Annotated in this window: 13 protein-coding genes; 3 read left to right on the plus strand and 10 right to left on the minus strand. The window is 53.7% G+C overall.

Annotated elements, in window-relative coordinates:
* The first annotated feature begins 29 nt into the window (after positions 1-29).
* Positions 30-1025: a DUF2125 domain-containing protein gene (locus L0666_RS15840; RefSeq protein WP_235262360.1), complete on the plus strand. Its 996-nt coding sequence runs from the start codon at positions 30-32 to the stop codon at positions 1023-1025.
* Here L0666_RS15840 and L0666_RS15845 read toward each other — a convergent pair.
* The 10 genes from L0666_RS15845 to L0666_RS15890 all read right to left on the minus strand — a co-directional run bounded on the left by L0666_RS15845 (position 1022) and on the right by L0666_RS15890 (position 10327).
* The gene (locus L0666_RS15845; RefSeq protein WP_235262361.1) at positions 1022-1627 is read right to left on the minus strand and encodes an extensin-like domain-containing protein; all 606 of its coding nucleotides are present in this window, start codon (positions 1625-1627) and stop codon (positions 1022-1024) included. The two genes, L0666_RS15840 and L0666_RS15845, sit on opposite strands and share 4 nt — an antisense overlap.
* Positions 1624-2541 (minus strand): prephenate/arogenate dehydrogenase family protein, encoded by a 918-nt coding sequence (locus L0666_RS15850; protein ID WP_235262362.1) that lies wholly within the window; start codon positions 2539-2541, stop codon positions 1624-1626. The genes L0666_RS15845 and L0666_RS15850 overlap by 4 nt, the downstream gene beginning before the upstream one ends.
* Entirely contained in the window at positions 2541-3620 is a 1080-nt protein-coding gene (gene hisC, locus L0666_RS15855; protein ID WP_235262363.1) for a histidinol-phosphate transaminase, read from the minus strand. Before hisC ends, L0666_RS15850 begins: the two co-directional genes overlap by 1 nt.
* 92 nt (positions 3621-3712) lie before the next feature.
* Positions 3713-4333, minus strand: a complete 621-nt coding sequence (rpsD, locus tag L0666_RS15860; RefSeq protein ID WP_235262364.1) for a 30S ribosomal protein S4 — start codon at positions 4331-4333, stop codon at positions 3713-3715.
* Between the two features lie 137 nt (positions 4334-4470).
* Positions 4471-5184 carry a M50 family metallopeptidase gene (locus L0666_RS15865; protein WP_235262365.1) on the minus strand — a complete coding sequence of 238 codons (714 nt, stop codon included), beginning with the start codon at positions 5182-5184 and terminating at the stop codon, positions 4471-4473.
* A gap of 3 nt (positions 5185-5187) precedes the next feature.
* Entirely contained in the window at positions 5188-6252 is a 1065-nt protein-coding gene (locus L0666_RS15870; RefSeq protein WP_235262366.1) for a Hint domain-containing protein, read from the minus strand.
* A 114-nt stretch (positions 6253-6366) separates the two neighbouring features.
* Positions 6367-7290 carry a lipid A-modifier LpxR family protein gene (locus L0666_RS15875; protein ID WP_235262367.1) on the minus strand — a complete coding sequence of 308 codons (924 nt, stop codon included), beginning with the start codon at positions 7288-7290 and terminating at the stop codon, positions 6367-6369.
* A gap of 143 nt (positions 7291-7433) precedes the next feature.
* A complete protein-coding gene (locus L0666_RS15880; RefSeq protein ID WP_235262368.1) occupies positions 7434-8597 on the minus strand; it encodes an AGE family epimerase/isomerase in 1164 nt (387 codons plus the stop codon).
* A gap of 261 nt (positions 8598-8858) precedes the next feature.
* Positions 8859-9158, minus strand: coding sequence for an SCP2 sterol-binding domain-containing protein (locus L0666_RS15885; protein WP_235262369.1), 300 nt, complete (start codon positions 9156-9158; stop codon positions 8859-8861).
* Positions 9159-9352: 194 nt separating this feature from the next.
* A complete protein-coding gene (locus L0666_RS15890; protein WP_235262370.1) occupies positions 9353-10327 on the minus strand; it encodes a LysR family transcriptional regulator in 975 nt (324 codons plus the stop codon).
* Positions 10328-10448: 121 nt separating this feature from the next.
* Between L0666_RS15890 and L0666_RS15895 the strand changes: the two genes are divergently transcribed.
* Positions 10449-11954: an ABC transporter substrate-binding protein gene (locus L0666_RS15895; RefSeq protein WP_235262371.1), complete on the plus strand. Its 1506-nt coding sequence runs from the start codon at positions 10449-10451 to the stop codon at positions 11952-11954.
* A 60-nt stretch (positions 11955-12014) separates the two neighbouring features.
* Entirely contained in the window at positions 12015-12929 is a 915-nt protein-coding gene (locus tag L0666_RS15900; RefSeq protein ID WP_235262372.1) for an ABC transporter permease, read from the plus strand.
* Position 12930 lies beyond the last annotated feature (1 nt).

Consider the following 12930-nt stretch of genomic DNA (forward strand, 5'->3'; position numbering starts at 1 on the left):
CAAACAACTGGCTCGTGAAAGGCCCAAAGATGCGTAAACTGATCGTCGCTGTCGTTGTTCTCGCCCTACTTTATGGCGGATATTGGTTCGTCGGCAAATCGCAAATCCAATCGCGATTGGCAGAGGCCCTTGTTGAAATCGATGCTGGTCCGATGGACATTGATTATTCCGCCCTCAAGACGCGCGGCTTTCCGTCTCGTTTTGACACGACGCTGACAGACCTTGTTATTGATAGCCCCGATGCGGCTGTGCGGTGGGAAACGTCGATCTTTCAACTTTTGGCTTTGTCCTATCAGCCCAACAACGTGCGCGCCTACTTTCCCCAAGAACAGGTATTCATCATTGATGGTGAGCGGCTGACACTGTTTACAGATGAAATGGTCGCTCGTGGTCAGGTCAGTGCCAATGCATCCCTATCGTTTGAACAGGCTGAGCTAGAACTGCTCAATCCGCGCCTACAATCCGAGGAGGGTGCGGAACTAACCCTTGCGCGTCTCTTTGCGGCTATGCGCCTGACTCCAGAAACGACCCAGACCTATGACGCCTACATAGAGGCCCGTGCGATCGTTCTACCCGACGCCTTGCGGCAACTGCTCGATCCTGAGAACGCACAACCTGCAGTCATTGAAAGCCTGCGCCTTGATGGCGACGTTGTGCTGTCCGCGCCCCTTCAGCTTAACGGAGCCAGCGAAACACCACCGCGAATTGACATGCTGAGCATCCATGAATTTGCGTTTGAGTGGGGCGAGATGTCTTTGTCCGCGATTGGTGACGTTGTCCCTGATCAGGCAGGGCTTCTGAACGGTTCGATCACGCTATCGGCGCGCAACTGGCAAACCGTCCTAGACCTCGCAGTGATCGCTGGGGCGATCCCAGACGAGCAACGTCTATTCTACGTGGGCATAATCGACAGTTTGGATGAGACGCCCCATATTACCGATACGTTGACGACCACACTGATGATCACCGACGGCCAAATGTCACTGGGGCCGCTTCCGCTGGGTCCCGCTCCGCGTCTTCGTTAACGACAATAGCTGCCAGAGCGGTAATCTGCGGTATCAAAATGGAAATGATCGCGGTGATGACGATCAGCTTCGGGGCCAAGGACCGTGCCAAACGGACCACAGGCCGCGCGCCACATCTGGCGTAGCTGGGCGCCATAACCAGACGTTCCCCAATCCGTAAGAACCGTCATTTCGGTCCCATCAGCCAAGCCAATCCCTGCGATATCAATCGCGTTACCAAAGCTGTGTTCTGACAGGCGCGCACCGGATTGATTGTTACGGGTGCGACACGAATAATGCGCCACAACACGCAGCGACGACACGCCGCCGCCCGTTTCGCCGACAACTGGGCGAACACCCGTCTCGACCCATGTTTTTAGGGCACGCGCGGTGCCACAGGTGATCGTAGCTGGCGTCGAAAGCGTAACACCAGACACAGACGTCAGCCGTACCGCGTTTTCAACACCGCACGCGCCAGAACCGTCTACGGTACCAATCCTTTCGCCAAACAGTTGCGGATCACCACAAACATTTCCCGGGCCAACTTGCGCTTCGGCCTCGGGGGCGTCGCGTGAGCAGGACGCCACAAGCGCAAGCACTAGAGAAGCCGCCAGCGCCCTCATGATTTCGCCGGATAACGGCCGAAATTCGCGGCGTCTGTATCCTGCCCCGCATCAATAATTCCACGACGAACCGCGCGAGTGCGGGTGAAATAGTCGTGCAGGTGATCGCCGTCGCCTTGCCGGATCGCCCGCTGCAAAGCGAACAGTTCTTCGGTAAAGCGGCCCAGAATTTCCAGAGTCGCGTCTTTGTTGTTCAAAAACACATCGCGCCACATCGTTGGGTCGGACGCGGCGATGCGCGTGAAATCACGAAAACCTGCCGCCGAGAAATTGACGACTTCTGTGTCCGTCACGCGGCCCAAGTCATCGGCCACACCAACCATCGTGTAAGCGATCAAGTGCGGCGTATGCGATGTCACGGCCAACACCAGATCATGGTGATCGGCTTCCATTTCATCGACCTTGGACCCCAAGGCCTCCCAGAATTTACGCAGCTTCGCTGTTTCAAACGTGTCAGCCCCATTAGGTGTCAGCAGGCACCAACGGTTATCAAACAGTTCCGCAAAGCCAGACTCAGGCCCCGATTGTTCTGTCCCCGCAAGCGGGTGTGCAGGAACAAAATGTACGCCTTCTGGAATGTGTGGGCCAATCGCGTCGATCACCGCCCGCTTTACAGAACCCACATCCGACACAACAGCGCCTGACTTAAGGTGTGGTGCGATCTGCGCAGCGACGCTATCCATAGCGCCCACTGGCACGCATAGGATGACCAAATCAGCGCCTTCAACGGCCTCAATCGCGCTGTCGCATATGCGATCACACAACCCTATTCTACGGGCGGTAGAACGCGTTTCTTCTGAACGGGCATAGCCAACGACTTCGCCCGCCAAGTCGGCGCGCTTCATGGCCCAGAACATCGATGACGCGATCAGGCCAAGCCCGATCAACGCAACACGGTCATACATAACAGCCATTAGGATGCTCCTTTGAATTGCCCAATCGCGTGGACGACACGGCGGCAGGACGCCTCATCACCGACGGTGATCCGGATACAGTTTGGCAAACCGTAATTGGCAACGTAGCGCAAAAGGATGCCCTGACTGGCCAGCGCATCGTGACAGGCTTTGGCTTCATCCGCGGACGGAAACCGCACCAGAATGAAGTTCGCCGTGGACGTATCCGACGGCAACCCCATTTCGGCCAGTGCCCCAGCCATCCATTCACGCTGCTTGGCATTCTCCGCGCGGCACTTTTCGGTGTGGGCGGTATCACGCACAGCAGCTTCTGCCGCGACCAAACCTACCGAAGAGACATTGAATGGCCCACGAATGCGGTTCAAGACATCAAGAATCGGCTTTGGCGCATAACCGTAGCCAACCCGCAGGCCGCCCAACCCGTAAATCTTCGAAAACGTACGTGTCATCACAACATTGTCGCGGCTTTCAACCAGCTGTTTTCCGGCGTCATAACCCTCAACATATTCTGCATAGGCCCCATCTAGCACCAGAATAGCTTGTTCAGGCAGACCTTCGGCCAACCGTGTGGCATCTGCTTCACCGATCATCGTACCTGTCGGGTTTGCTGGATTGGCAATGAAGACCAGCTTGGTCTTCTTCGTGCAGGCGGCCAGAATAGCATCGACATCCACGACCCGTTCTCGTTCAGCTACTTCAACAGGGGTTGCGCCGACGGCCAAGGCTCCGATGCGATACATCGCAAACCCGTGCTCTGTGTATATTACCTCATCGCCCTGCCCGGCATAGGCCTGACATAGGAATGCGATGATTTCGTCGGACCCAGCGCCACAAATGATGCGCTCTGGGTCCAGGCCCCAAACGTCACCGATCGCTTCGCGTAAGGATGCGTGATCAGACGAAGGATATCTATTCAACGTATGCGACGCGCGCACCACGGCTTCTTTGGCGGCATCAGAAGACCCCAAGGGGTTCTCGTTTGAGGACAGTTTCAACACATTGCTGAGCCCGTCCACATGGCTTTTGCCGCCGACATAAAGGTCAATTTCCATAATGCCAGGCTGTGGTGTGATCGCCATGATCTTTCCTTCGGATCGTAAAACAAAAAAGGCCCGCCACACAGAAGGTGGCAGGCCCTATCTTTAACGGCGCGCGTGCGCCCTGCCCAGACTTAGTTCTGAGCGTAATATTCGATGACGAGGTTTGGTTCCATCATGACCGGATACGGCACGTCACCCAGACCAGGAGTGCGCACGAATGTCGCTGTCATTTTGTTGTGGTCAACGTCCATGTAGTCAGGAACGTCACGCTCAGTCAGTGCAACAGCGTCGATCACTGCAACGTTCTGCTTGGAACGGTCACGGATCTCGATAACGTCGCCTTCTTTAACGCGGTAAGATGGGATGTTTACCTTCTTGCCGTTCACTTTGACGTGGCCGTGGTTCACGAACTGACGCGCTGCGAAAACAGTTGGAACGAACTTGGCGCGGTACACAACAGCGTCCAAACGACGCTCAAGCAAACCAATCAAGTTTTCACCTGTATCGCCTTTTACACGTTCAGCTTCTGTAAAGATGCGGCGGAACTGTTTCTCTGTCAGGTCGCCGTAGTAGCCTTTCAGCTTCTGCTTGGCGCGCAGCTGCATACCGAAGTCGGACAATTTGCCCTTACGGCGCTGACCGTGCTGGCCTGGGCCATATTCACGACGGTTAACAGGGGATTTCGGACGACCCCAGATGTTTTCACCCATCCGGCGGTCAATTTTGTACTTGGCAGCGGTACGTTTAGTCATACGCTGATCTCCTTCGATTAGAGCGCCCAAAGCGGGCTATGAAGGGCGTTGTCCTCTGGCCGAAGCCCGACAGGCACTCCCTTGCGGGAACCACCAACACCAATGAACGGCCCCTCTACGCGCGAGCCAATCATGAGTCAACGCAAATCTGACGTGCTCCGAAAGACCAAGTTGCTGGGCGATCGCAATGCGAACCGCAGTGTCAGTGCCGTGACAGTCAAAGCAACAATAACCCAGAGCACACCTACAATCTTTTCCGTCAGGCCGAGCTGATAGGCAATTGCCTGAGCATCCGTAGCCATCAAGGAGGTGCGGTTGCCCGTGAAAATCGTATCAACGGCGATGTCCCATGGAACGTAAAGCATGCTGACCAGCCCAATAAGCCGCAAAAACAGATCAGATATCTGACGGGGTAGTTTCCAGCCCATCGCGATTAAGGCAACGGCTGTTACGGTCATGAAGGCAATCGCAAACCATTCGCGAACGAATAGGACGGTTGTTAGCAGAATAATCAGCCCAAGCCCTATCGTCACGTATCTATCCAATCGGGTATGCACCCCCATCAGGAATAAGCACACACCGATGAAGAGTGATCCAAGATATCCAGCCATTGCTGTCCAAATATAGCTTCCGCCTCGAAACGAGACCTGACCACCCTCGCGCCGGTTTATAGTCAGCTCCAGAACCTCCCCGCCCGTCAGAAGAGCTATGCCAGCATGGGATAACTCGTGAAAAAGCACGATCATTACCCGCAAGGGCCAAACGTAGTCCGTGTCCCAAAGTGCAAAGAGAAGTGCCGCCAAAACCAGCAATTGCCAGTGGCCTTTCACAAAGCTGGCGAGCGGCCGCATCGCTTAAGCAGCGTCGTGGCGTAGAATAGCTGCTTCAGATGCCGAAACCACACGGCGCGCATAGGCACCGTAAGCGTTGACGTCTGCAGCGATCTCGGGCACCTGCGCGAATAGGCGTGCGCGATCGTGCTCATCAAGTGTCTCAAGGCCTGCGCTGGCGGGGTGGAAGCTTTCGCTTTCGACACCATTGGCAAACATTACTTCATGGCTCGGCAAAAGCATGTGGATGTAGTCGACCTGACGCAACGAACGGTCAACATAGATCGATTGATCATTCACCAGATCACGTGCTGCCACCAGAACTTCGTCCGTATTGAACAAGGCCCGCGCCCGCGCGCCTTTGACCATGACACGATGATCGGGACTGACAAGCAGGCCGGCATCCGGCACATCGTTATCCAATGATCCCGCCCGCAAACGGATCGGGCACAGATGCGGCATCGCATAGAGCCGCGCACCAGTGACGCGTCGCGCGCCCGTCCACAACACTTCTTGGCAACCGTTGTCTTTTGTCTGAACGCGCGCACCTTCGTTGATATCTTCGACCCGCATCAACCCGTTTTCAGTTTGGATCATGGTGCCGGGCGTAAAGCAGATCACACCACCGGCTGGGTCATCGTTCTGGTCACGGGATTTCAGATCGACCGTGTGATTTACGATCCAAAGGTCTGCGGTGCGCGGCGGAATTTCACCGATGAACATACACAAACGTGCCGATGGTACAGCACCTTCGATTAACGTTATTGTCCACGTCTCGTGTCCGTCTGTGACGGTGAAACTCTGTTCGAAATGGGGAGCATCAACCTGAACCAGATCAAGCCGTGATGTGTTGACTTCAACTGCCCGTAGCAATCGGCGTACGGACATTGCAGCCCGCGCTCGAATGTCGGCTTCGCCCGCAGCGTCGCCCAATGGTAGAATGTCTGCGGGTCCATCCACCCGCACCGCTTCGCCTGTCCACGACCACGCTGTCCCGACCCGCAAGTTTTCAAGCGGTGCCGACCAGAACCCATCGAGTTCCGTTTGTGACCAGGAAATGACGAACGTGCCCTTAAAGCCCGTTTTCATGCCCGTTACTGCCTCTGTCTTGCCCCGCCTCTGCGTGCAGGGTTCTGAAGCAGACGTTAACAGAGGTGATTCAAACCGATCAAGTGACTTTAAGGAAAGCCGTTAACTTTTTGTTTAAAAGTTGAAATTGAGTTTCAGTGACCCGATGAATTGGCCCTCAGGTTGGCCAACATACTCTTCGCTAAGATACGTTACGCCATAAAAATAAGAGACGTTCGGCCCAAGACGCCAATGCATCCCTGCCCGTGCGCGAAAACGTTCATCTTCTGCAACAGTACCGAAATTTGCTGGGAAATAAGCGCTGTCACCGACAACGGCATAATCTGCACCAAGTACAAATCCGTTTCCGGCGACACCCTCTTCGATCCCGCTATAAAGCTGACCAGACGCACTGTCACGGATCCAAAGGTCGTTGTGCAGGACCTCACCAATCAGCACATCAGCGCCCACTCGCACGAAGTCTTCGACGCCGTATTGAGTTTCGATGAACGGTCGCAACTGTGTCCGTTGTCCGATTACGATCGGATAAGACACATCCATTAAAGCGGTCGGATAGACGGCGTTCGCCACCTGATTGGATTCAACTGAACTAGAAATATTGGGTGCGCTTACAATGTCGTGGAACCAGTCTTGCATGTCGGCCATTCCGGTTTGCGGCCCGACCGCAACTAGATCGACACCTGCTGTGATATCCAGGCCACCGCGCGCGAAATGCGTATGTAGACCAGCCGACAGCGCGCCGACATATGCACGATCGTTGGACCCGGAACCGTTCAACGCAGACGGTGCGATGAGCTCCGAGCGCAGGCGATACTCGAGGATTGCCCCTGGTGTCGTTGGCAGGCTCCCGTCGTAGTCGTAACCGCGAACCAAGGAGTAAGAATACGACCCTGTCCGCCAGCGGTCCTCGTTGTCGCCAAAGAAATCATTGGTAAGAAGACGCCCGAAACCAAGTGTTTCGCGGTCCTGCGCGCTCGCTGGTGCGACACCTAAAAGCCCAGCACAAAGCCCGGCGCAAATAACTGACAATAGACGCATCTAGTTCCCCAACTTATGTGTTCTGCGTGACGGTACTGCTAACCTATAGGCACAGCATCATCATCTGGCGACCCGCATAGGCGACGAATTCGGCAAGAGTGTGGCTAATCGGGCCCGCCCTGACCACGTCAAACGCATCAGCCTTATGCTTTTGGGATATCCGCCCAAAGACCAGCCCGCGCACCTTCGCTCATGGCGATGACAAGGTGATACATAAGTCGAGTTAGCCCTTCATCCCAAAGGACAGTACCGTCCGCGTCAAGCTGATTAACGAAATACGTATAGCCAGCAAACCAACGTTCAAACATCAAACACATCAGGCGCTGCGCTCTTTCGCCTGCGGTTGTGTCTCCCGCTACATGACGGATCGCCAAGATCTTGATGGCCTCGGTCTGGGGCCACATGAGGAACGTGTTTTCAACGACATCCCCGGCAGAGGACACAGCATCATAGACCGCGCCATCAAACAGCCCTTCTGTAGCAAAACCATAGACATCTGCGAACTTGACCAAACGGCCAGCTGGATCGATTGGGGTCGATGTCTTGGCCAGCTCCGCCTCTTCCAACAAAAGCCAAGCCCATTCGCATTGATGCCCAACTTCGCGCCGTTGGCCATCACCACCGGCCAAGGGCTGCAAATCAGGGGTCAAGAACTCGGCTATACTGCCGCTGTTCTCATCCATAAAATACTGCAGTCCAACGGCCCGCAAACTCGCCGCCCGTTCAAGCCAAATGAGGTCTTGCGTCATGCGAAATCCTTGTAAACAGGCTTCGTACAAATGCATGTGCGGGTTTTGCGCAGGTCCAGTATCCGCACCACTATCGTCATTTCGCAACAACCCTGTATCAGGGTCCGTCAGGTGGGATTGCAAGGCGTCCCAACATTCATCAATCAGGGTGCTCACTTCGGCAGACGGTGAGATTTTGTTCCAAGTTACAAACCCAAGGATAACAAAAGTCTGATCATAACTGCGGGCTACGTCATCTTCTTCGCGCCCGGAAACGGTCCCGTCTCGCGTCGCTTTGCATCGATAAAGCCCCTTTGTCTTTTGGAACTTCTTAACAAACTCCGCCTGCTTTCGAGCCGCTTCAACGTGCGCGGGATTACCGGACGCCAGTGCAATATGCGCAATCGTGAATAACGTCCTGGCTTGCGCCAAAAGCGTCTTGCCAGATGTCAGGTCAGGGTTGCCGTCCACATCAAGGGCATCAAAAACGCCATTCTCGCCGTCCTGAACACGCGCAAGCCAATCCGACAAGAACGGGCCCCAAAACCATTGTGACAACTCTTGCGCATTTCTTGTCATAATAATCTCTTCATTGGGCATCAAAGCTGCCAAAGCGCTCCGAGGTAAGATGTGTCTGCTGGGCAACCCAAATACCTTTGGCGTCGCGAAATTCGGCCATTGATTTTATTGAATAATCAAGAAAGAGAAGTACAGCATACCCTTCCCTTTAACCACCATCTATTTTCGCGTTTGTCACACCAAACCAATTCGACCCGTTTTCCGCACTAGGCACCACATCAGGGTCTTGTGTGGAAAATCGGCTACATGCCGCACAAGGCCCTAATCTTGGGAGCTCAATATTTCGCCTATTTTGAGAGCCTTCATCGGGTTACCATCGACTTTTAACTGGCGCATCATAAACGCCTTTGCTGGATTTTTCACACCAGTTGCAATCTCATAGAATACGCGAGAGTCGGCAGTCAGAACGATATCCGCGGCTTGATCGCTCTCGATAGCGCCGGTTTCATCGACATAGATCGTCGCCATATCGGGCATCTCAAGCCGCACACTGCCTTTGATCCGATTTTTTGATCGTTTGGTTACGATTTCAAGTATTTCCGCTTTGGTTGGTTCAGTCACGACGTCCTCCTATTTTGGAGATAAGCGCAGCTTGCCAATACGGTGTCCAGTTTGACGCTGGGTCGGGCCACAGGGCGAATTTCACCCCTTTACGATTGCGCAAGTATTAGGTTTCAAGAAATGACGCGCCGGAAACTAGTCTTCGCAACTGCGATCAGGATATTACGATTTGGTTTTGGTTGGGAATATCGCCTTCAATCGGTCTCTCTGAACTGCCTCAAGACATCTGATATGAGGCTTCGGACACGGTCTCTGACGATCGAGCCGCCGCCTGATTTAGAAACCAGATACATGTCGGATCGAAATTGGGCAGGCAGCTCAATCTCACGGTAAACCACATCGGGCATTTCTATTATTCTCGCCGACCGAGGGACGAACGCGAACCCAAGCCCGTGATTGACAAAGCTGATCACTGCATGGGTTTGACTGGTTTCCAATTGCGTATTCGGCACGATTCCGGACGCATTGAAAAGGGCGTTGAGGGTCTCTTTAAGGTACCCGCCTCGGTCCTTCGTGAAGGCAATATAGGGCTCTCCGTCAAAATCCGAGATCGTTAGATCTGTTTTTTGCGTTAGCCGATGCCCCTTTGGTATCGCCAAGATGAAGGGTTCACTTACCACCCTTTCCCGTTCAATTTCGTTTCTTTGGCTTTCCATTCTTGTAAGCCCCAAATCGATACGACCTGAACGCTGGGCCTCGATAACTTCATATCCCATCATCTCGATTGGCGTTAACGTCACCTTGGGCATTTCGACAGCCATTCGTTGAGCGATCAAGGGCATGAATTTGAACGCCGCCGAGGGCACAAAACCGATTGCGACGCTACCCGTTTCACCCCTTTCCGCTTGCCGTGCATTCAAGACAGCGTGTTCTGATCGTTGAATAATATCGACAGCACTGTGATAAAAATTTTCACCCGCTGACGTCAAACGAACATGACGATTGCTGCGTTCTAGCAAGACAAGATTCACCCGCTCTTCCAGCAACTTTATCTGACGCGACAGCGGCGGCTGTGTCATGTTCATCCGGTCGGCTGCCCGTCGAAAACTGAGCTCTTCTGCGACTGCCACAAAGCATCTCATCTGGAAGTATTCGAACTGCCCTTGCGCCATTGGTTTCCCTTTGCGGCTTATGTAACGACCAAATGATTGATCCAATAAGTGTATCATTGCAATCCAAATTTGAAATTTACAAGATTTTGAAAACTCTCAATCCTATGGGCTGGGGATCCGCTTTTTGCCGTCTGTTGATGCGTCGATTGCGAGAGCCTCATCACTTAGGGAGGATAAGATGAACCGTAAAATACACCTTTTGCTAGCCTCGGCGCTTGCGACAAACGTCGCGTTTGGCGTGGCAGCTCAGGAAAATTCCGTGACCGTTGTGTTGTCGGAAGAGCTTGAAATTGTGGAGCCCTGTTCGGCCACGAAATCCAATGTTGGACGTGTGCTTTTCCAGAACATTTCAGAAACTGTAACCGAAATGGACCCGAACACAGGTCTTCAGCCACGCTTGGCCGAAAGCTGGGAGGACATGGGCAACGGCACATGGCGTTTTACACTGCGCCCAGATGTGACGTTTAGTGATGGCACAGACATGCGGACTGACGATGTCGCGCACTCGCTCGTACGTATGAAATCACCCGATATTGCTTGTGAGATTGGCGCAAAGTTCTTTGGCGGTATCGAAATCACGACAAACATCATCGATGAATACACAATCGACGTGACAGCCAGCCCGGCTCAGCCGATTTTGCCCATGTTGATGTCGACAGTGACGGTTACGCCGTCCGATACGCCATTGGACAGTTTTGTCGATCATCCGATCGGCACAGGGCCTTACACCTTTGACGAATACATTCGCGGAGAATCCATCACGTTGAATGCCAATCCAAACTATTGGGGTGAGCAACCAACCGTACAATCCGCGACATATGTCTTCCGTGGCGATAGCGCTGTTCGTGCTGCCATGGTTGCTGCGGGCGAAGCCGACATTGCACCCAACATCGCGCTTCAAGATGCGACAGACGATGCGTTGGACTTCTCCTATCCAAACTCTGAAACGTTGTTCCTTCGCATCGAACATGCACAAGAACCGCTAAATGACCGTCGGGTTCGCGAAGCACTTAGCCTCGCAGTTGATCGTGAAGCATTCGTAGGCACGATCCTTGCCAACGGCACTTTGCTGGCGACAGGCATGACGCCACCGTCAACAATCGGCTACAACCGTGACCTTGCGCCCTACCCATTCGATCCGGAGCGTGCGCGTGAATTGCTGGCAGAGGCAGCTGCTGATGGAGTTGCCATCGAAACCGAAATCACGTTGATCGGCCGGACAAACAACTTCGCAAACGTACTTGAGACGATGGAAGCCCTGCTTGCCATGTATCAGGACGTCGGCTTCAACATGAAGCTCGAAATGGTTGAAGTCGCTGAATGGCTTGAACGCTATGCCAAACCGTTCCCTGAAGACCGTGGTCCTCAGCTGATCCAAGCGCAGCACGACAATGCAAACGGAGATCCTGTCTTCTCGATGTACTTCAAGTACCATTCGGACGGTCAGCAATCCGGTCTTTTGGATCCAAACGTTGACGCAATGATTGTCGACGCTACGGCGGCAACAGGTGACGAGCGTGCAGCAAAGTGGAGCGAACTCTTCACGTACCTCCACGAGGAATCTATTGCGGACGTTATGTTGTTCCACATGGTTGGGTTCAGCCGCGTCAATGAACGTCTGGATTTCACACCGTCCATACGGACCAATAGCGAACTGCAACTTTCACAAATTCAGTTCAACTAATCTGAAATCGGCGCAGGCTGCGTTGCGGCCTGCGCTGCCCTCTTTCAAGGATCAATCGAAATGCTAAAATTCTTGGGATCACGTGCGATTGCCAGCGCCATTTCTCTCGTCGGATTGATCCTGCTGGTGTTCTTTCTAAGCCGACTGACGGGCGATCCAACAGGTTTGTATTTGCCGCTTGATGCATCCGAAGAGAGCCGAAATCAGTTTAGGGAAATCCATGGTCTTAATGACCCACTGCTCATTCAATTTTTCAACTACCTGGGCGATCTCGTCCGTTTAGATTTTGGCGAGTCTATCCGCCGTTCAGAACCCGCAATCGACGTCGTCTTGCGTGGCTTTGGCTGGACGCTGCAGCTCGCTGTTGTCACCATGTCGTTGGTCGTTGTTTTTTCAATCATTTTGGGGTCGCTTGCAGCGTTCCATGTTGGTGGGGTTTTCGACCGCATCGCGACTTTCTTTTCTTTGATTGGCGCAAGCGCACCTGACTTTTGGATTGCCATCGTCGCTATTGTGATTTTTTCGGTGAACCTTGGCTGGGTCCCGACGTCGGGGACGGGAACCGTGTGGCATTGGATACTGCCTGTAAGCGTTTTGTTCATTCGCCCATTTGGCCTCATTTTACAGATTGTCCGTGGTTCGATGATCACGGCGCTCAGTTCGGCCTACGTCAAAACCGCCCGTGCCAAAGGGATCAAGAACAAAGCAATTATCTTTGTACACGCGCTCCGCAATGCGCTGTTGCCCGTCATCACGGTCATTGGCGATCAGGCAGCAGCGCTGTTGAACGGTGCTGTTGTTGTCGAGACCATCTTCGGCTTTCCCGGCGTCGGGAAACTCATGATCGACTCGATCCTGCAGCGGGACTTCACGGTCGTGATGGCCGCCATCATGCTGACCGCGACTGCTATCTTCGTAATGAATCTCGTGATCGATATCCTTTACTCGATCCTCGACCCCCGCATCAGGTACTAAT

It is taken from the genome of Octadecabacter algicola, assembly GCF_021532625.1.
In the GTDB taxonomy this organism is placed as follows: domain Bacteria; phylum Pseudomonadota; class Alphaproteobacteria; order Rhodobacterales; family Rhodobacteraceae; genus Octadecabacter; species Octadecabacter algicola.

Excerpts from the sequence above, each read along its gene's own strand:
- L0666_RS15865 (WP_235262365.1), bottom strand. The coding sequence starts at position 5,184 with ATGCGGCCGCTCGCCAGCTTTGTGAAAGGCCACTGGCAATTGCTGGTT.
- L0666_RS15890 (WP_235262370.1), bottom strand. The coding sequence starts at position 10,327 with ATGATACACTTATTGGATCAATCATTTGGTCGTTACATAAGCCGCAAA.
- rpsD (WP_235262364.1), bottom strand. The coding sequence starts at position 4,333 with ATGACTAAACGTACCGCTGCCAAGTACAAAATTGACCGCCGGATGGGT.
- hisC (WP_235262363.1), bottom strand. The coding sequence starts at position 3,620 with ATGGCGATCACACCACAGCCTGGCATTATGGAAATTGACCTTTATGTC.
- L0666_RS15840 (WP_235262360.1), top strand. The coding sequence starts at position 30 with ATGCGTAAACTGATCGTCGCTGTCGTTGTTCTCGCCCTACTTTATGGC.
- L0666_RS15895 (WP_235262371.1), top strand. The coding sequence starts at position 10,449 with ATGAACCGTAAAATACACCTTTTGCTAGCCTCGGCGCTTGCGACAAAC.
- L0666_RS15870 (WP_235262366.1), bottom strand. The coding sequence starts at position 6,252 with ATGAAAACGGGCTTTAAGGGCACGTTCGTCATTTCCTGGTCACAAACG.
- L0666_RS15900 (WP_235262372.1), top strand. The coding sequence starts at position 12,015 with ATGCTAAAATTCTTGGGATCACGTGCGATTGCCAGCGCCATTTCTCTC.
- L0666_RS15850 (WP_235262362.1), bottom strand. The coding sequence starts at position 2,541 with ATGGCTGTTATGTATGACCGTGTTGCGTTGATCGGGCTTGGCCTGATC.
- L0666_RS15880 (WP_235262368.1), bottom strand. The coding sequence starts at position 8,597 with ATGACAAGAAATGCGCAAGAGTTGTCACAATGGTTTTGGGGCCCGTTC.
- L0666_RS15875 (WP_235262367.1), bottom strand. The coding sequence starts at position 7,290 with ATGCGTCTATTGTCAGTTATTTGCGCCGGGCTTTGTGCTGGGCTTTTA.
- L0666_RS15845 (WP_235262361.1), bottom strand. The coding sequence starts at position 1,627 with ATGAGGGCGCTGGCGGCTTCTCTAGTGCTTGCGCTTGTGGCGTCCTGC.